The 18,543-nt window shown below is 64.2% G+C and carries 16 protein-coding genes; 12 read left to right on the top strand and 4 right to left on the bottom strand.

All coding sequences use genetic code 11. The features are described 5' to 3' along the window. Window positions 1-3 precede the first annotated feature (3 nt). The 3 genes from AC0VX3_RS11525 to AC0VX3_RS11535 all read left to right on the top strand — a co-directional run bounded on the left by AC0VX3_RS11525 (window position 4) and on the right by AC0VX3_RS11535 (window position 2,564). A complete protein-coding gene (locus tag AC0VX3_RS11525; protein ID WP_475524818.1) occupies window positions 4-906 on the top strand; it encodes a DMT family transporter in 903 nt (300 codons plus the stop codon). Window positions 907-936: 30 nt separating this feature from the next. Beyond that, entirely contained in the window at window positions 937-1,359 is a 423-nt protein-coding gene (locus tag AC0VX3_RS11530; protein ID WP_342892234.1) for a (R)-mandelonitrile lyase, read from the top strand. 62 nt (window positions 1,360-1,421) lie between these two features. Further along, window positions 1,422-2,564 (top strand): FAD-dependent oxidoreductase, encoded by a 1,143-nt coding sequence (locus tag AC0VX3_RS11535; protein WP_475524819.1) that lies wholly within the window; start codon window positions 1,422-1,424, stop codon window positions 2,562-2,564. A 27-nt stretch (window positions 2,565-2,591) separates the two neighbouring features. On the opposite strand, the gene AC0VX3_RS11540 is transcribed toward AC0VX3_RS11535, so the two are convergent. Then, the gene (locus AC0VX3_RS11540; protein ID WP_475524820.1) at window positions 2,592-4,025 is read right to left on the bottom strand and encodes an ATP-binding protein; all 1,434 of its coding nucleotides are present in this window, start codon (window positions 4,023-4,025) and stop codon (window positions 2,592-2,594) included. Continuing rightward, window positions 4,022-4,750, bottom strand: coding sequence for a response regulator (locus AC0VX3_RS11545; protein WP_348149086.1), 729 nt, complete (start codon window positions 4,748-4,750; stop codon window positions 4,022-4,024). Before AC0VX3_RS11545 ends, AC0VX3_RS11540 begins: the two co-directional genes overlap by 4 nt. A 243-nt stretch (window positions 4,751-4,993) precedes the next feature. Between AC0VX3_RS11545 and AC0VX3_RS11550 the strand changes: the two genes are divergently transcribed. After that, entirely contained in the window at window positions 4,994-6,100 is a 1,107-nt protein-coding gene (locus AC0VX3_RS11550; protein WP_475524821.1) for an EF-hand domain-containing protein, read from the top strand. A 610-nt stretch (window positions 6,101-6,710) separates the two neighbouring features. Here AC0VX3_RS11550 and AC0VX3_RS11555 read toward each other — a convergent pair. Continuing rightward, window positions 6,711-7,619: an ABC transporter substrate-binding protein gene (locus AC0VX3_RS11555; protein ID WP_475524822.1), complete on the bottom strand. Its 909-nt coding sequence runs from the start codon at window positions 7,617-7,619 to the stop codon at window positions 6,711-6,713. A 94-nt stretch (window positions 7,620-7,713) separates the two neighbouring features. Between AC0VX3_RS11555 and AC0VX3_RS11560 the strand changes: the two genes are divergently transcribed. The 7 genes from AC0VX3_RS11560 (at window position 7,714) to AC0VX3_RS11590 (ending at window position 16,780) form a co-directional block, all read left to right on the top strand. Further along, a complete protein-coding gene (locus AC0VX3_RS11560; protein ID WP_475524823.1) occupies window positions 7,714-8,706 on the top strand; it encodes a FecCD family ABC transporter permease in 993 nt (330 codons plus the stop codon). Then, entirely contained in the window at window positions 8,703-9,722 is a 1,020-nt protein-coding gene (locus tag AC0VX3_RS11565) for a FecCD family ABC transporter permease (RefSeq protein WP_475524824.1), read from the top strand. The genes AC0VX3_RS11560 and AC0VX3_RS11565 overlap by 4 nt, the downstream gene beginning before the upstream one ends. Next, window positions 9,715-10,524: an ABC transporter ATP-binding protein gene (locus tag AC0VX3_RS11570; RefSeq protein WP_475524825.1), complete on the top strand. Its 810-nt coding sequence runs from the start codon at window positions 9,715-9,717 to the stop codon at window positions 10,522-10,524. Before AC0VX3_RS11565 ends, AC0VX3_RS11570 begins: the two co-directional genes overlap by 8 nt. A gap of 67 nt (window positions 10,525-10,591) precedes the next feature. After that, window positions 10,592-12,127 (top strand): exosortase T, encoded by a 1,536-nt coding sequence (gene xrtT, locus AC0VX3_RS11575; RefSeq protein WP_475524826.1) that lies wholly within the window; start codon window positions 10,592-10,594, stop codon window positions 12,125-12,127. Then, window positions 12,127-14,385 carry a VIT and vWA domain-containing protein gene (locus tag AC0VX3_RS11580; RefSeq protein WP_475524827.1) on the top strand — a complete coding sequence of 753 codons (2,259 nt, stop codon included), beginning with the start codon at window positions 12,127-12,129 and terminating at the stop codon, window positions 14,383-14,385. Before xrtT ends, AC0VX3_RS11580 begins: the two co-directional genes overlap by 1 nt. A 66-nt stretch (window positions 14,386-14,451) precedes the next feature. Next, entirely contained in the window at window positions 14,452-15,168 is a 717-nt protein-coding gene (locus AC0VX3_RS11585) for a response regulator transcription factor (RefSeq protein ID WP_475524828.1), read from the top strand. Window positions 15,169-15,175: 7 nt separating this feature from the next. Then, window positions 15,176-16,780: a HAMP domain-containing sensor histidine kinase gene (locus AC0VX3_RS11590; protein WP_475524829.1), complete on the top strand. Its 1,605-nt coding sequence runs from the start codon at window positions 15,176-15,178 to the stop codon at window positions 16,778-16,780. Here AC0VX3_RS11590 and AC0VX3_RS11595 read toward each other — a convergent pair. Continuing rightward, complete coding sequence (locus AC0VX3_RS11595; RefSeq protein WP_475524830.1) at window positions 16,758-17,654, bottom strand: LysR family transcriptional regulator; 897 nt, start codon at window positions 17,652-17,654, stop codon at window positions 16,758-16,760. The two genes, AC0VX3_RS11590 and AC0VX3_RS11595, sit on opposite strands and share 23 nt — an antisense overlap. Window positions 17,655-17,824: 170 nt before the next feature. Between AC0VX3_RS11595 and AC0VX3_RS11600 the strand changes: the two genes are divergently transcribed. Beyond that, window positions 17,825-18,445 (top strand): glutathione S-transferase family protein, encoded by a 621-nt coding sequence (locus tag AC0VX3_RS11600; RefSeq protein ID WP_475524831.1) that lies wholly within the window; start codon window positions 17,825-17,827, stop codon window positions 18,443-18,445. Window positions 18,446-18,543: the final 98 nt, after the last annotated feature.

Below are 18,543 nucleotides of genomic sequence, written 5' to 3' on the forward strand. Positions count from 1 at the left end.
TTCATGCAAAACCGGTCCCTCGAATTTGCCCTGCTGGGCTGTCTCGCGCTGTTGTGGGGCTCGTCCTATTTCTGGATTGCCCTGGCGCTGCCGACGATCCCGCCGGCGACGCTGATCGCCATCCGTGTCCTGTCCGCGGCGTTCGCGCTTCTGGTCATCTTGCTGGTCACAGGGGTCCGGATGCCGCTCGACGGCCGCAGCTGGCGCCTGTTCTTCATCCAGTCTCTGGTCAACAGCACCGGCCCGTGGCTGCTGCTGGCCTGGGGCCAGCAATACGCGGGGACGGCTGTCTCCAGTGTGCTCAATTCAACCTCGCCGCTCTGGGTGTTCGTTTTCTCCTGGGTGCTGATGAGTGCCGGCCAGCGTCCCGGTGCGCGTCAGCTTGCCGGGGCGCTGCTCGGGTTTGGCGGTATTGTCCTGATCGTGGGCGTCGGTGCGCTGGAGGACCTCGGCCAGAACCTCGTTGCCCAGCTTGCGGTTCTCATGGGCGCAGTGCTCTACGGCATCGCGGCGCTGCAGGGACGGCTGTTTGCCGGCATGGCGCCGATCGTCACGGCCACGGGGACGTTGATATGTTCCTCGCTGGTGCTCGTTCCGATGAGCCTGGTGATCGACTGCCCCTGGCAGCTCACGCCGGATACGACCGGGCTTGTCTCGGCGCTTGTCCTGGGGCTTGTCTGCACCGCGCTGGCCTTCCTGATCTATTTCCGGTTGCTGTCGACCCTCGGGCCGATGGGCACGGCAAGCCAGGCCTACCTGCGCTCGGGTGTCGGCGTGGTTCTGGGTGTCGTGTTCCTGTCGGAGAGACTGGAGCTGGCGACTTTAGCCGGAATATGCCTTGCCATTTTCGGGGTGGTTCTGATCAACTGGCCTAGGGAGCGGACTCACAAACGAAACAAAGTTTGAAGTCACGCCATCGGTAGGCAAGGAGATGTCATGAGCGTTCTGACTGTTTACGAAGCCGGATCGCGGCCGTCGCAACGGGCCAATCCGGATTATTTTACCGGAACGGTCTGGCAAGACCCTGTGATCCAGGCACCTGCGCCCGCCAGCGTTCGCGCGCTCAAGGTCACTTTCGAACCGGGAGCGCGGACCAACTGGCACACCCACCCGTTCGGCCAGACCCTTCAGGTTCTGGACGGGGCCGGGTTCATCCACGTGTGGGGTCAGGAGAAACTGTCCATCCTGCCGGGTGACGTCATCTGGATCCCGCCGAACGTGAAGCACTGGCACGGTGCGGGCCCCAATACCTGTCTTGTGCATCTGGCGATGCAGGAGGAACGCGACGGCCTGGTGACCGATTGGCTGGAGCCGGTCGAGGAAGCCACCTATGCCGGCGGCATCGAAGCGCGGCGGTAGCCGGCACTGCCGTTTTTGAGACACCATCGCGGCACCTGAGCGCAGAGGCAAAGACCTTTCCCATGAAGATCGCCATTGCCGGTGCCGGGATCGGCGGACTGGCCGCCGCCATCCTGATCGAGCGCCTCGGTCATGAAATTTCCGTCTTCGAACAGTTCCACGAACCGGCTCCGGTCGGCTCCGGGCTGATGATTCAGCCTGTCGGGCTGGACGTGTTGAGACTTGCCGGTGCCGCGGAGGCGGTTCAGGCGCATGCGACGCCGATCACGCGGGTTCTCGGCCGCTCCGCGACAACCGGGCGCCGGGTCCTTGACGTGAGCTACGGCACCGTTTCGGGGCTTGGTATCCACCGGGCGGCGCTGTTTGCAGCCCTCTACGACAGGGCGCGCACGCTGAACCTTGCCTGGCATCAGGGGCGCCGGGTGACAGACTATGTTGACGGGCAACTTCACTTTGCCGACGGTTCCAGATCCGGCCGGTTCGATCTCGTGATCGATGCGTCGGGCGCCGGGTCAGCTCTTTCACCCCTGAAAGCGCGTACGCTGGCCTTCGGTGCGATCTGGGGAACGGTCGACTGGGTGCCCGGCGTGCTGCCGGACGATCACCTGTCACAGCGCTACCGCCGTGCGGACCGGATGATCGGCGTGCTGCCGGTCGGCCGGATGCCTGGAGGAGACGACCGGAAAGCGGCCTTCTTCTGGTCGTTGCCCCAGGGAGGTCATGATGCGTGGCTGCGTGCGGGTTTGCAGGCCTGGAAAGACGAGGCGCTTTCGCTCTGGCCGGAGGCCGGACCCTTCATCGAGCAGATCGTCGACCCGGACCAGATGACCATGGCGCGTTACAGCCACGGCACGCTGAAGAAAGTCTGGAACGACCGGATCGTGTTCATCGGCGATGCGGCTCATCGCGCCAGCCCGCAGCTCGGGCAAGGGGCCAACATGGCGCTTCTGGACGCGGCCGCGCTCGCGCATGCCCTGGAAACCCTGCCGCCCGACCTGGCGCTGCCCGCCTATGGCCGGGCAAGGCGCTGGCATGTCGGTATCTATCAGGCCTTCAGCGCAGTGTTCACACCCGCCTATCAGAGCGACAGCGGATGGCTGCCGGCGCTGAGGGATCACGTGCTTTTCCCGGCAAGCCGCGTTCCACCGATGCCGCGCCTGCTCTCGCGCCTGATTTCGGGAACCCTGGTGCCGCCGGGGACCTGACAGATCCGGGTTCGGCGGCACCGGCCATCACAGCGGCAGCCTGACTTCGGCTTCGAGCCCGCCATCGGGCCGGTTGTTCAGCGCGATCCGGCCGCCATGGCCGTGAATGATGGATCGGGTGATGGCAAGACCCAGTCCAATGCCGCCCGTATCCTCGCTGCGGGATTCTTCAAGCCTGACAAAGGGTTCGAAGACGTCCTTCAACCGGTCTTCAGGGATGCCGGGGCCGGTGTCGCGGACCCGGATGACCGCTTCGGTCCCCTGTCTGGCGACGTGGACCGAAACGTCCTTGCCGTAGCGGATCCCGTTTTCGATCAGATTGCGGAACGCCCGCTTCAGCGCGACCGGCCGGCAGGGCAGCACGATCCGTTCGTCGACCTCGACCGCGCACTCCTTGCCAAAGTCCTGCTGGTCGCTCGCGAGCGCTTCCAGAATGGCGCCCAGATCCGCGTTTTCGGCCTTTTCCGCGTGGGCCTCGTCCCGGGCAAAACGCAGCGCGGCCTCAGTCATCGCGGCCATTTCGTCGAGGGTCTCGATGACTTTTTCCCGGTTTTCCTCGTCATCGATGAACTCCGCGCGCAGCCGCAGGGACGTGATCGGCGTTCTCAGGTCGTGACTGATGGCAGCCAGCATGCGAGTCCGGTCCCGCACAAACCGCGTGAGCCTGTCGCGCATGTCGTTGAAGGCGGAGGTCAGTGCCCGGACCTCGCGCGGTCCGCTGGGGGTCAGCGGCGCCTGTTCTTCGCCGCGGCCGAATCTCTCTGCGCAGGCGGCCAGGTCCTTCAGCGGGCGGGTGACCCGTCGCACGGCAACACCGATGATGACGATCGACAGCAATGCGGTCAGCGCGAGCTGGACAAGAAGCGGGATCAGCGCGCTGGCCGGAGGCCGGTAACTCGTCGCGGTGTTCAGCCAGCGGCCGTCGGTCATCCGGATCGAAACTGACAGGTCTTCCGGCTTGTTCATGACCTTGCGCAGGTTCTGCGGCCGTTCTTTTCGTGGCACGGCGCGAAAGTTCGGATGGTCGTCCTCGTCGGAATCCCATCTGCGCGGACCGCGCTTTTCGTCGGCGTGAATGTTGAGATGGACGACCTGGCCGTGCTCAAGACCCCTGGCCATGTAGCCCTGCAGACGTTTTTCAAAACGCGAGGATCCCGGTTCCGGCGCAAGAGGCGATTCACCCAGCCAGAAGACGGCGAAACGGCTGCTGCTGGCTTCCAGAATCCGGTCTTGAAGGGCGGGCGGCGTGTCTTCCATGAGTTCGGCCAGCGAAACGGCGCGCGACAACAGGCTGTCGCGGGCGGCGGCGACCAGGGCGATGCGCCGCTCGTCTGCGAAAATCCAGATGCTCAGGGCCTGGGCAACCACGATTGCCAGGAGAAGCAGCACGATGAGCTGGGAGGCCAGAGTGCCAGGCCACAGCCAGGAGGGGGCCTTGCGGGCGAGAGCTCTCAGGGTCATCCGGTTTCGTCTTTCACATCGGCGGTGAACATGTAGCCGCCGCCCCAGACCGTCTTGATCAGTCGGGGGTCCTTCGCGTCGATCTCGATCTTGCGGCGCAGGCGCGAGACCTGGTTGTCGATCGACCGGTCGAAGACAGCCGGAGTGCGTCCGGTGGTCAGATCCATGAGCTGGTCGCGGTTGAGCACCATTTTCGGACGTTTCAAGAAGGCGCAAAGCAACTGGAATTCACCGCTGGACAGGGCCACGGACGTTCCTTCCGGATCGAGCAGCTCCCGGCGGGAGACATTGAGCGACCAGCCGTCGAAGTGGAGCCGCTCCTGTTCGATGGGATCGCGTTCCCTTGGCGCAAGCGACGTGCGCCGCAGCACCGCGCGGATCCGGGCCAGCAGTTCGCGCGGGTTGAACGGCTTGGTGACGTAATCGTCCGCACCGATTTCCAGGCCGATCACCCGGTCCGTGTCGTCGGCCATGGCGGTCAGCAGGATGACCGGCATGGACCCGGTTTCCACGAGATGGCGGCACAGGGACAAGCCGTCCTCACCCGGCATCATGATATCGAGTACCACGAGATCGATGGCGGCGGACTTGAGGGCCTTGCGCGCATGGGCGGCACTTTCCGCCGTTGTCGCGCGCAGGCCGTTCTTGACCAGATATCGGGCCAGAGTCTCGCGGATGTCGCGGTGGTCGTCCACCACCAGTATATGCGGGCTCGGATCGCTCACGGATGTCTCCACTCCTGCTGATCAGTTCGTGCCTTCAGGGACATCTGGTCCGGAAGGCTGCCGATCGGGCTGTTTCAAGGCTAAAATAGTCTCCCTGAATTATTGATGCGAGCCGAACTTGTAACAATCTGTGTCGAAAGGCTGCTGCGGGACAGATGGCGACACTTCCGGCCCTGCGGGGCGGTATTCCTGCGACAATTCGTTCTTAACTTCAGCTCATCAACGAACCAAGGAGTTGTTGGAATGAAACCGTTCAAGAAGATTGCAATGGCCGCTCTGGCGGCAAGTGTCGCGGGCACCGCGCTGACCGCCGGTCTGACTGCATCAGCCCAGGACACGGCTGCAAGCGGGAACGGGGGGCAACAAGTCGAGCAAGGCGACAACCCGCGTTTCGCCCATATGGGCAAGCGTGGCGGCATGGGCCGCGGTCATGGCGGTGAACGCCGTTCGGAACGCCTGTTCGAACGTTTCGACGTGAATGAAGACGGCATCATCACGGAAGCCGAAATCGCCGATGTCCGGACGCAGGGTTTCGCGGCGGCGGATACCGACGGATCCGGTGACATCAGCCTTGAGGAATTCAAGGCCGGGTTCATGAGCCGGTCGAATGACCGCATGGTGCGCGCGTTCCAGTTCATGGACCGGGACGGTGACGGCACGGTGACCCGGGAAGATGTCGACCGGATGGCGAACCGGATGTTCGACCGGCTCGACCGGGATGGCAACGGCACCGTCGAACGGGTGCGCGGCCAGCGCGGTCAGGAAGCCGGTAAAGGCGGCGAACGCGGTGAACGTGCCGAGCGCCCCGAACGCGGTGAGCGTGGAGAGCGCCCCGAACGTGGAGAGCGTGGAGAGCGCGGTGAACGTGCGGAGCGCCCGGAACGGGGTGAACGCGGACAGCACGCGAACCGGGGCGAACGCGGTGGCCCGCGCGGCCAGCATCACGGTCAGCATCACGCCCGGGGCGGTCGTGGCGGATCGGGCGGCCCGGGTGGCATGTTCCTTGAGTTGTTCGACACCGATGGGGACGGCACCGTCACCCGTGAGGATTTCGACGCAAGGCGTGCCGAACTCTACGCTCTGGCCGACACGGACGGCAGCGGGTCATTCACACTGGAGGATTTCGGTCCTCTGTGGCTGGCCGTCAATGAAAACCGGGTCGTCGGCATGTTCCAGAAGGCCGATGCGGACGGCAGTCTCGGCATCACCGCCGAGGAGCATGACAAGCGCCTGGACCGGTTGATGGAACGCGCCGACCGCAACAAGGACGGCGTCATCACCAAGGCCGACTTCAAGGGTGGCAAGAAGGGCGGCAAGGGCCACCACGGCCGCAAGCACCACCGCGGCTAGATCCCCCAGGGATCCGCAAACACCCTAAGCTTCCCCCGCCTCACCGGTTTCCGGACGAGGCGGGGGGAAGGTGAGGGGCCTGTCCCCCCAGGCCCCTTACCATCCGGAAACTGTCTGCACCCTTCGCTCGGTGCGGTTCTCCAACGAGGGTTGCTTCGAGCCAGTCTCGAACATTGCATGCGCAAAGCACGCAAAGTGTTTTCTCCCAACTGATTGATTTCGCGAAATTCTCGTGAGCCATGTTCCACTCCCGGCGTTCAAGACCAGTGCAGTGATCAAAGTCGGCACCAAGGCTGTTCAGCCCGTTTCGCCCCGTGCCAGGATACTGAAAACGAGTTTGGCGGCCGAGTTCAGGTTTGCGACGACGAGGCTCCAAAGCAGGCACCGCCGCCAGACAACGCGATCACAACAAACGCGCGGATGTACCAGCTTCACTCATTTTCATGCCTCGACCATGTCCAAGCCATTCAATCCATCTGTGGCACTCATTTTTCCAAGAACACCAAGCAACATCATACGTTTCAGTATGTCAGGCAATGTGCCTGGCTGGGGAAGCGGCGCCTCCTGCAAGCAGCCAGCGTCGCCCCGGAGCGTTCCTTGTGTGCACGGATCAGTCGAGGCCGTAGAGGCGGGCGATGTCCTTGAGCATCAGTTTTGCCGCTATGATGCCACCGGCGGTGTTCCAGATGGCGTCGCTGACCTGGTGGGTTCTGCCCGCTTCTACTGCGGAAAGGGACTGCCACAGTGGATCGGCCAGAACGTCTTCTTCCAGGGATGATCCCTTGCCGTCGCCGCTCTCATAGGTGAAATAGAAGATGCGATCGCCATCCATGTCCGGAATGCTTTCCTTGCCGGTGCGGATCGCAAAAGCTTCGACATTCTGGTTGGCCGGACGGTTGAAGCCGATGTCCTTGAGCAGCACACCGGAAAAGCTGTCGAGCTGGTAGATACGGATCTGACCCGGCACGAAGCGGATCACCGAGACTTCTTCCTCAAGGTGGTCACCGAGTTTCTCACGCAGGCCGGCGACGGCGGCATCATAGTCCGCGACGGCCGTCTCTGCCTGTGCTTCGCGTCCCAGAGCTTTGGCATAGAGCCGGAAGTTGATCTTCCAGTTGCCCCGCAGTTTTTCGGACATGACCGTTGGTGCGATTGCCGTCAACTGCGGGCGGATCTCCTCGTGGCGTTGCTTGTTGGCAAGGATCAGGTCCGGCTCGAGTGCCGCGATCAGTTCGAGATTGATCGCGCTCTCCTTGCCGACCGGCTCGGCGCCGGCCATCGCTTCGGTGATGTGAGCCCACCACGGGTCACCGTTCCAGGAATTGGCCGCCCCGACCGGGACCACGCCAAGGGCCAGCACAGCCTCGGTGCCTTCATTCGTCAGTACCACGACGCGTTTGGGGGCGTCCGGAACCGCAACGATCCCCATGGCATCGGTGATATCGCGCGCCGAAACGGGCGTGGACACGAGTGCCGCGCAGAGGGGCAGAGCGTGCAACAGACGGAAAAGGGCCTTCATTAGAACGACTCCAAAAAGTTGAATATTTGCTTCCAGTATTAATCCTGTGTATGTGACGAGGCGGATGGATTGTCAATTGTAGGGAGGTCCGCGGATGACGCGGCTGGTCATCGGGCTGAGCCTTGCTCTTTGCGCGGCTGCGGTCTTCAGCCTTCATGCCGGCCTGACCTTCTTTGCGCCGTCCACGGTGTGGCTGGCGCTGGGGGGCGGTGAGGGGGCGGACGCACTGATCGTCACGACATTGCGCGTGCCGCGCACGCTGATCGGCCTCGCCGCAGGTGCGGCATTGGGTTTGTCCGGGCTCCTGATGCAGTCGGTCACACGCAACCCCGTGGCCGAACCCGGACTGCTTGGCATCAATGCGGGGGCGGCCCTGTTCGTGACGCTGGGTGTCACCGTCTTCGGTGTCTCCACCCTGGCCGGGATCGGCGCAGCAGCGGTTCTCGGCGCGCTTCTGACCACCGGCCTCGTATTCACCATTTCTCTTTCGGTGGGTGGTGCCGCAAATCCGGCAACGACGCTGCTCGCCGGTTTTACTGTCGCCGCGCTGCTGGCCTCCTTCACGCAGACCCTGCTACTGATTGATGAAACCGCCCTTGAAACGCTGTTGTTCTGGCTTTCCGGCAGCTTCGCCGACCGGCCCTTACAGCTTCTTCGTCTGGGCGTTCCGATGTTGATTCTGGGCGTTGCTGGCAGTCTCTATCTGTCGACTGCACTGGATGTATTGCACCTCGACGACACCAGTGCCCATGCTGTTGGGCTGAATGTTGCCGGCGTCCGGTTGGCCGCGCTCACGTTTGCCGCGTTGCTGGCCGCGGGGGCTGTCGCGATGGCCGGTCCGATCATGTTTCTGGGTCTGGCTGCGCCTCATATCGCCCGCATGTTGACGGGCAGGGCTCTGCCTCCGACCTGGCAGCTCATTGTTCTGACGCTGCTGACGGGGGCCTTGCTTGCCATAATCGCCGACATTCTCGCAAGGATCATTGTCGCCCCCGGGGAGGCGCCGATGAGCGCGGTTCTCGCGCTGGTTGGCGTTCCGATGCTGATTCATGTCCTGAGGCGCCGGGAAAGGCCGGCCGTCTCATGAGTAACTCGCCCAGCCTCTCGACGCTGCTGCCGGCATTTCTGTTGCTCTTGTTGCTGACCGTGGTCGCGACCGGGATCGGGTCGAGCTTTCTGCCGCCGGAACGTGTCATCGCCGCGCTGGCCGGTCAGGGCGCGCGCATGGACGAGGTGATCGTCTGGAAGCTTCGCCTGCCCCGGGTCGTGCTCGCCATTCTTGTCGGAGCGGCGCTGGCGCTGGCAGGTGCACTGCTTCAGCGTGTCGTCCGCAATCCGATGGCCTCGCCCTCTGTCCTGGGGATTACCGACGGGGCGGCCATGGGCGTCATGCTGTTTCTCTGGCTTTTTTCCGACCAGGCCAACGCGCTGACCGTCTCGATCCACTGGCAGCCCACTGCTGCGATGACGGGGGCTGCCGTGTTCGCCGGTCTGGTCATGGTCCTGACATCGATCGACCGGGGCGGCAGCAGTCCGCTGAAACTCATCCTCTACGGCATCGCGCTTGCCGCGCTCGCCAAGGCCGCCGTGACGCTCCTGATCATCGTGGGGCCTGTCCACCGGGCGAGCCATGCACTGACATGGCTGACCGGATCGGTGGGGGTAGCCCACTGGCAGGATGTGGCGGTGGTCGGTGCAGGCCTCGCGCTCGGCCTGCCCGTGCTGATCGCGAACAGTCTGCCGCTGCGCCAATTGGCGCTCGATCCGCAAAGCGCAGTGTTAACCGGACTGCCTCTGGTAAGAACCCGGTTTGCGCTGTTAGGGGGCGCTGTTTTCCTGACCGCGATTGCGGTCGCCCATGTTGGCGCCATCGGTTTTGTCGGTCTCGTTGCCCCACATGTGGCACGGGTGTTTCACGGCCAGTTCCGCAGTGGGTATCTGCTGGCAACCGCAGTGACGGGCAGTCTGCTGGTGCTGGGCGCGGACACGCTGGCGCGGGTGATCGCACCGCCGCTGGAATTGCCCGCCGGGGCCCTGACGGCCCTTGTCGGTGCGCCACTGTTTTTGTACCTCCTGATCAAAGGACGGCAATATCATGCCTGAACCCATGGCCCGCCTGGAGGGTGTCAGTGCAGCCTATGACGGTGCGCGCGCCCTGGACCAGGTGTCGCTGGATCTTCCCGACGGCAAGATCGTCGCTTTTTGCGGCCCTAACGGAAGTGGCAAGTCGACGGCGCTCAAGGTGATGCGCGGTCTGCTGAAACCCCTGGAGGGGGCGGTCTTTGTCGCGGGCAGACCGTTGGCCGACTGGCCTCCCCGAGAGCTTGCCCTGCAGATCGCCATGCTGTCCCAATCACCGGAGGCTCCCGCCGATCTCACAGTCGGTGATCTGGCGATGATGGGACGTTTTGCCTACCGCCGCCGCTTTGCCGGTCCGTCGCCTTTGGACCAGGCAGCCTGCGACGCGGCACTTGCCGTCACTGGGATGACGGATTTCCGAGACCGGGCGCTGGCCCGGCTTTCGGGCGGACAGATGCAGCGGGCCTGGGTGGCGATGACTCTGGCGCAGGACGCGCCGCGCATCTTCCTCGACGAGCCGACCAATCACCTCGACATCGCCCATGCCTACGAACTGCTCGACCTGGTAGCCCACCTGAGCCGGACCGAGCAGCGCAGTTTCGTGATCGTCCTGCACGATCTCAACATGGCCATGCGCTATGCGGATCATGTGGTGTTGTTCGACAAGGGTAGGGTGACGGCCAGCGGGCCGACGGCACAGGTTCTGACGGAGCACAGCATTTCTTCGGTCTTCGGCGTTTCCTGCAGGGTGATGCCGATGGACGGATTGGACCGTCCGGTCATCGTATCCTGGGGACGGGGTCGTCCGGGAAAACAGGTGGTCTGAACAAAATGCGCAAAATCTGCACATAGCCTGAAAAGGCCCTGCAAGCGGTCCCGGCACAACGTCCGCCATGACCTTGCTTGCCCGAATTTCCCCGACCACCGCTGTCTTTGCGCTCGCCTCGCTTGTTCTTGCCTGTGAACCGCTGAGGTGGCTGGCCGGATCCTGGACGGATCCGTCCTATGCCTCCAGCGGCGTGGTTTATCTGGCCGCCCTGGCCGGCCTTCTGGCATGGTCGCTCAGCAGCCCGGTGATACGCGGTGGCTTCGGCCAACGGCAAACGGCGGTGCTCGTGCTGCTGGCGTCCGCACTGGCCCGTCTGGCCGGCCAGCTCCTGGCGATAAATGTGATCGGCGGCCTGGCCCTGGCGCTCGATGTCTTCGCGCTGGCAACCTTGCTGCGGACGGGGCAGCGGCAACGGCCGGTCTCGCCGTTCTGGCTGTCCGTGCTGTTCCTGTTCACGCTGCCCGTGGAGCGCATCGCCCAGCGGCTGATCGGCTATCCCTTGCAGGAACTCTCGGCGAAGCTCTCGTGTGCCGGGCTCGGCACGGTCTTTTCGGACCTGTCCTGCTCGGGCATCCGCATCGGATTTCAGGGCAGGGACGTTCTGGTCGATCTGCCCTGTTCGGGGACCTCCGGACTGATGCTGTCCCTGGCCCTCGTGGTGATCCTGAATGCGCTGTACCGGCCCCGTTTCCTGACCGCCGCGGCTTGGATCGCCGCCGGGCTTGCGCTCAGTCTCCTGGGCAATGCCCTGCGCATCGGCCTGCTCGCCGTCGGCATCGCCTTTCCCCAGAGTGTCTTCGGCGCCGATGTCATGGCCCAGCCGCTGCATGATTTGATCGGGTACCTGGCGCTCGGCCTGTCGATGGCACCGGTGCTGATCTTCTACAGGTCCCCGTCTTCCCACAGGTCCCCGGCTTCTCAAACATCCAAAACCTTCTGCGGCTTCCGGTCCGGAACAAGACCTGCGCTTGTACCGTTGCCGGTCCTGGCGCCGATGACGCGCGGCGTGCGCTGCCTGTCGGCGCTGGTGTTCCTGAGTATCGCGTTCGTCATTGTCAGCCTGCCACGGCAGGCTCTGGACGTTTCGGCGGCGATCCCGCCGCAGCCGCTGCCGATGTCCCTTGGCGGGGTCGCCGGCGTCGATGAAAAGCTGCTGCCCGTTGAAGAGCGGTATTTCCGTCAATATGGCGGGTATGCGCGCAAGCGCCGGTACGGAGAGCTTGCGCTGACCCTGGTGCGGACATCCTCGCCGCTGCGCCATCTGCATGCACCGGACGACTGTCTGCGCGGCCTGGGCCTCGAGGTGACCTTTCTCGGGTCCCGGTTCGAGCCGGTGCCGACGGCCCTTTACAGGGCGCGATCCAAGGATGGCGGCGACTGGCGGGTCGCGGTCACCTTCGTGTCCGAAACCGGGGCAACCACCCACAACATCGCCGAAGCGATCTGGCTGTGGCTGAAACAGCCCGGCACCACCTGGACCAGCGTCCAGCGGATCACGCCCTGGGCGCTTGCAGAAGACCGCCGTGCGGCTTTCGAGGCTGCAACGGGCGCTGCCCTCGATCTGTCCTCCCCGAAAACGCGAAGAGAAGGAAATTCCTGATGGTATCAATGCCGAAACTTGCCCCTGCAGCCCTGATGGTGGTTGCGCTGGGTGCCCTGGTCCTGCCTGCGACGGCTGCGCCGGACCCGGACGACCTGTCAGGCAGCGTTGTCGCGAAGGTGGACGGCAAGGACCTCCACCTGCCGCTGCTGAAGGCGGACTACACGGTCAGGATCGATGGGGATGCCGCCCATGTGGAAGTGACCCAGACCTTTGTCAATCCGACGGCCCGGCCACTGCACGCGACCTATCTGTTTCCCCTGAACCGGAAAGCCGCCATTCATGCCATGCGCATGGATCTGGACGGCGAAGTGGTGATCGCGCGCATCAGGAAGAAGGAAGAGGCCAGAAAGGCCTTCGACCAGGCGAAGGCGGAGGGCAAGGCGGCCGCATTGCTGACCCAGCACCGGCCCAACATGTTCACCCAGGGTATTGCCCATCTCATGCCCGGCCGGACGGTCAGGATCACCCTGGAATATGTGCAGCACGTTCCCAAGATCGACGGTGCCCACGAACTGGTCGTGCCGATGGTGGTCGGCCCGCGATACGAAAAGAGGGGCGTCGAAACCCGTGACCAACCGGTGTCCTCCGCAGGTGAGGATCGCGTTCCACAAGGAAGGCAAGAGCCCTTTGCGGACGATCCGGCGCCGGTGAAGCATATCGATACGGTGTCGGGCTGGCACATAGACAGGCTGCCGGCCTATCCGTCGGTCATCGGCCAGGATGCGCCCGGTGACATCGATCCGAAACGGGTTTCACTCGATCTCCGGCTGGCGGCGCCCATGTCCGTCACGGGCCTGTGGAGCGACACCCATGAGCTGGATGTGGGCGGCGAGGGCCGGTTCAGGACCGTCCGTTTCGCGCAAGGAAAGGCCGTCGACAACCGTGATTTCGTGCTGCGCTACCAACTGGCGGGCGAACGCGAAGTCGCCGCCGGGATTTCGTCCTTTTTTGATGAGGACCGCGGCGGGTATCTCTCGCTCCTGATCGAGCCGCCGCAATTGTCTGCCGGGGACATGGCCGGCCAACGGGAGCTGGTGTTCGTTCTGGACACGTCCGGTTCCATGTCCGGGGAACCCATCGCGGCCAGCAAAGCCTTCATGGAGGCAGCCATCGAAGGGCTGCGGCCGGACGACTATTTCCGCATCATGCGCTTTTCCGACAGCACGTCCGCATTTTCCGGCGACGCCGTCCCGGCAACCGAAAGCAACAAGTCGGATGCGCTCCGGTTTGTTGCAGGACTGCATGCGGGAGGCGGCACTGAAATGAACCGGGCGATCAACACCGCGTTCGGTCTGCGCCAGCGCAAGGACACCACGCGGATCGTGGTCTTTCTCACGGATGGCTACATCGGCGATGAGCGGAACGTCATTTCCTCCATCGCCCGCCGCATCGGCGACGCGCGCATCTTCGCCTTTGGTGTGGGCAGGGCTGTCAACCGCTTTCTGCTGGAGGCCATGGCGCGGGAAGGCCGGGGCTATGTTCGCTATGCAGGGCTGGGCGAAGATGCCCATGAGGTCGCTGCCGGACTTGCCGCCAGCCTGAAGACGCCGCTTCTGACCGATATTTCCATCGACTGGAACGGGCTCGTCGTGACGGAGCAGACACCGGCGAAGATCCCGGATCTTTTTGAAGGCGGAACGGTGCGGGTGCTTGCACGTTACCCGGCCGGCGGCAAACATACGGTCTACATCGACGCTCTGGTCAACGGGCGCGCGGCCCGCCTGCCGATGAACATCGATCTTGCGGCCAGGGATAGCACCTCGGCAGCGCCGGCGAAGGCGTTGCCGCTGCTGTGGGCGCGCGAACAGATCTTCGACAAGAACCGCGCCTATACGATCGGCGGCAGCAGCGACAGGCGGCTGGAACAGGAGATCACAGACCTCGGACTGGACTATGCGTTGCAGTCGCGGTTCACCTCGTTCGTTGCCGTGTCGGAAAAAAAGCTGAACGCCGACCCGGCATCGGCCCGGCAGACGACTGTTCCGCTGCCTCAGGTATCCGGTGTTTCGGCAAACGCCTATCCCACGCTCAACCTGAGCGGCAGTTCGGCGCCCGAACCGGAAGGCCTGTTCGGCATGATGATGCTCCTGATTGCACTGGCCGCCCGGTTCCGCCGCCGGCTCGGCTGGCTGTTCTCAATCCGGACCGTTGTCATTGACAGGCTGAAGAACGGGGCGGGGCCGCGCCCGGAGGCGGGGACCGACCGCAGATTGCCCCGATCCGTCCGCCGGGACGGCTGGTGGCTGGAAACCTGATCGCCGCTCGGCTATTGATAATGCTCCCGCGGCCGACCGCGGGAGCCAGCTTTCAGGAACACCGCATTGCACGACAGAACGATCCTGGTAGTCGACGACGATCCGCATATCCGGGACGTGATCTGTTTTGCGCTGCAAAAAGCCTCCTACAGCTTCGAGACCGCCGGTGACGGCAAGGAAGCGCTCGACAAGGCTGTCCTGTGCAACCCGTCCCTGATCGTGCTCGACATCGGTCTGCCGGAGATGGACGGGCTGGATGTGTGCCGTCACTTGCGCCGAACATCCGAGGTGCCGATCCTGTTCCTGTCCGCGCGGGACGATGAAATCGACCGGATCGTCGGCCTGGAACTCGGCGCGGACGATTATGTCACCAAACCCTTCAGCCCGAGAGAACTGACCGCCCGTGTCGGCGCCATCCTGAAGCGCTACGGCGCGCCGGGCGCGGACAGGACCGGGAAGGAGGAGGAAGGCTCGTTGCGGCAGGGGGCGCTCAGCCTCAACAAGGCGCAGCGCGATGTCTCGGTCGCGGGCGCGCGGGTGGCCCTGACGGCGATCGAATTCGACATTCTGGCCGCACTGATCGGCCGGCCGAAGATCGTCTTCACCCGTGAGCGGATTCTGGAGCAAGCCTATCGGGACAACATGCATGTTTCGGACCGCACCATCGACAGCCACATCCGAAACATCCGCGCCAAGCTCGGCGCGGCCGGCTGCGCCGATGCCATCGACACCGTTCACGGGGTCGGTTTCAGACTGGGAACGTGCTCGGCCGGGGCCGGATAGCGCCCCGATGCTGTTTTCCCGCACCTTCCGTGACAAATGGCGGCCGCCGCTCTTCCTGGTGGTGGCCCTGGTGCTGGGCATCATGCTGCTGGTGCCGCTTGCCGGTATCGCCTTTTTCCGGGTGTACGAAAACCAGCTCATCGAGACGACGGAAGCCGAGTTGATCGCCCAGTCGGCGGCGATCGCGGCAGTCACGGCACAGCGTCTGATGGAAAACGGCGGCCCGGGCCTGCCGCTGGGAGCGGATGCGGCCGGTTACGGCGCCCCTGGGGCACGGTCTTCGACGGGAGACTGGACCCCGGTCCTGTCGAAGCTGGATCTGACCAGAACAGCCATTCTGCCGGGACGGCCCGAGCCCGTGCCGGCAACAACCGGTGTTCTTCCGGACTATTCGAAGACCGGCAGGCAGCTCGATCCGGTCCTGCAGGAGACCCAGAAACTGACCCTGGCCGGATTCCGGCTACTGGATTTCAACGGCACCGTCATTGCGGGGAGGGAGGATGTCGGGAAATCCCTTGCCCATGTCGCGGAAGTCCGCGCGGCGCTTTCGGGCGTTTATGCCAGCGCCCTGCGCGAGCGGGAGGTCGACAACCCGCAGCCGATCTATTCGATCAGCCGGGGAACGAGCGTGCGTGTCTTTACCGCCTTGCCGATTATCGTCGGCGACAAGGTCGCGGGCGTTGTCTATGCCTCGCGCACGCCGAGCAACATCCTGAGAGAACTGTATCTGAAACGGGAGGCCGTTTTCTGGGTGGTTTCCTTCACGCTCGGGGCGACCTTCGTGGTGGGGCTGATCTTCGTGCGGGCGATCACCGGCCCGATCCGGGCGCTGACGCGCCGGTCGGCAAGGATCGGCGGTGGTGACCGCGATGCCCTGAAGCCGCTTGCCATTCACGGCAACCGGGAAATCCACGTGCTTTCGGAAAGCATGCTGGACATGTCGCGCAAGCTGTTCGATCGCAACGACTATATCCGCAGCTTCGCCGATCACGTCACCCACGAACTGAAAACGCCGCTCACGGCCATCCAGGGCGCCGCCGAGCTTCTCCGGGACGGGGGCAACGATCTCGATGAGGCGGACCGGGCCCGGTTCCTGACGAACATCCTTGACGACACGGAGCGGGCCTCGCTTCTGCTCAACCGGCTGCGTGCCCAGGCCAGGGCCGAGAGCGTCGACATCGCCGGAACCTGCCGGCTGGCGGATGTGGTGGCAGACATCCGTGCGGGGCGCCGGGGCGCGGTGATCTCGTGTCCCCGGGACGCGGATCTGCCGATGTCGGCGGAAAACGCCCGGATCGTTCTGGACAATCTGGTCGACAATGCGCTGCGGCATGGGGCCGACCGGATCGACGTGGTTGCGGATGCGGCGGGCCGGGACCTCACTCTGCGTGTTAGAGACAACGGGACGGGTATCTCGGAGGGCAACGCGGCCCAGGTGTTCGACCTGTTTTTCACGACGCGCCGCGACAGCGGCGGCACGGGGATGGGACTCGCGATTGTCGAGGCGCTCCTGAAAGCGCACGGGGCATCCATCCGGCTTGCCTCTGGCGGCGCGGGAGAAGGGGCCGCATTCGAGCTTGTCTTTCCGGTCAGACCGTCCAGCGTGTGCTGAACTCGCCCGCAAGGTGGTCGATCAGCGCGCGCAGGCGGCGCGTCAGGTGCCGGTTGGGCGGGTAGAGCGCATAAAGGCCGAAGGTGGCCGCGGTGAAATCCGGCAGCACTTTTTCCAGGCGATCATTGGCGAGCGCGTCCTCGATCGCGTAGAGCGGCGCCAGGGCGATGCCCAGGCCGCCGGCCGCCATGCGGGCGAGCGCTCCGGGTGAATTCGTCTGCACCGCCCCGTTCAGTCGCACGACATGTTCGCCGCTCGCATCATTGAAACGCCAGACGTTTCGTTCGCGCTGATTGTTGTCGACCAGGCAGGAATGGGTGGCCAGTGTCTGGGGCGTCGCGGGCCGGCCGTTGCGCTCCAGATAGTCCGGGGAGGCGCACAGAACCAGCGGCATGTCGGCAAGCTTGCGGGCGATCAGCGTCGAGTCCCGCAACGCGCCGATGCGGATGGCCAGATCGATGCCTTCCTCGACCAGCGCGACCCGGTTGTCGGTAAGCTTCATGTCGAGTTCGACTTCCGGATGCCGGCGCAGGAACGGGATCAGGGCTTCCGTCAGCCGTGTGCTGCCGAAGCCGGTCGGAGCCGTCAGGCGGACCGGACCGGCAAGGGCGCCCTGGCGTTCTCGAACCAGGGAGTCCAGTTCGTCGATCTGTTCCAGGATCGGCCGGCAGCGTTCCAGATAGGCGGCACCGACATCCGTCAGGGAGACATTGCGCGTGGTGCGGTTGAAAAGCTGCGTCCGCAAGGTGCCTTCAAGTTGCTGGACATATTTGCTGACCAGCTTTGTCGACAGCCCGAGCCGCCGCCCGGCCGCCGTGAAGGAGTGCTCCCGGGCAACCGCAACAAAGGCGCGCATGGTTTCGATCCTGTCCATTTCTGATGTTTCCTGAACCGGCCGGGAAAGAGAATACTGTCCATGAATTGTACATAATCATTGAATGAAATCGAGGATTATATCCAGGGTTGGCTGTCTGCATATTGCAGTGAGCGGGTCGGATTTGTGTCCGTCACCTTGCTGGAGGTCCAATTGAAGAGGAAACTGCAATGTCCAACGCCATTCGTATTCACAGCTTCCCGCTGTCCGGCCACTGCCACCGGGTTCAGCTCTTCGCCGGTCTGACCGGCATCGGCCATGAGCTGGTCCTCGTCGACCTGGCGGCGGGCGAGCACAAGCGCGACCCGTTTCTGGCGCTCAATCCGGCCGGCAAGGTGCCGGTGATCGAGGATGGCAACGTCGTCATCGCCGATTCGACCGCCATTCTGGTCTATCTGGCCCGCAAATACGCGCCGGACTGGCTGCCCGCCGACGCGGTCGGCGAAGCCCGGGTGCAGCGGTTCCTGTCGCTCGCGGCCAATGAAATCGCCAACGGACCGGCCGCCGCGCGTCTTGTGACCGTGTTCGGGGCGGAGCTGGATGCGGAGCGGGCCAAAGCGACCGCAACCTATGCCTTCGACCTGCTGGAAGGCCATCTGACAGGCCGGACCTGGCTTGTGGGCGACCGCGCCACGATCGCGGATGTTGCGATCTACAGCTACACCGCCCACGCGCCGGAAGGAAATGTCTCCCTGGAGCCGTATCCTCAGGTCCGAGCCTTCCTGAAACGGGTCGAAGACCTGCCGGGGTTCGTGGCGATGCCGTCGACACCGGCCGGCCTTGCCGCCTGATTGCCGCCAGATGGCCGAGACTTGACGCCGGGCGCGCCGCAGCGATGCGTCCGGCCGACCGGACAGTTTCTGGCCAGCGTCCGACTTGCGAGGAACGA

This window comes from Roseibium sp. QJM3NY_11 (assembly GCF_056173175.1).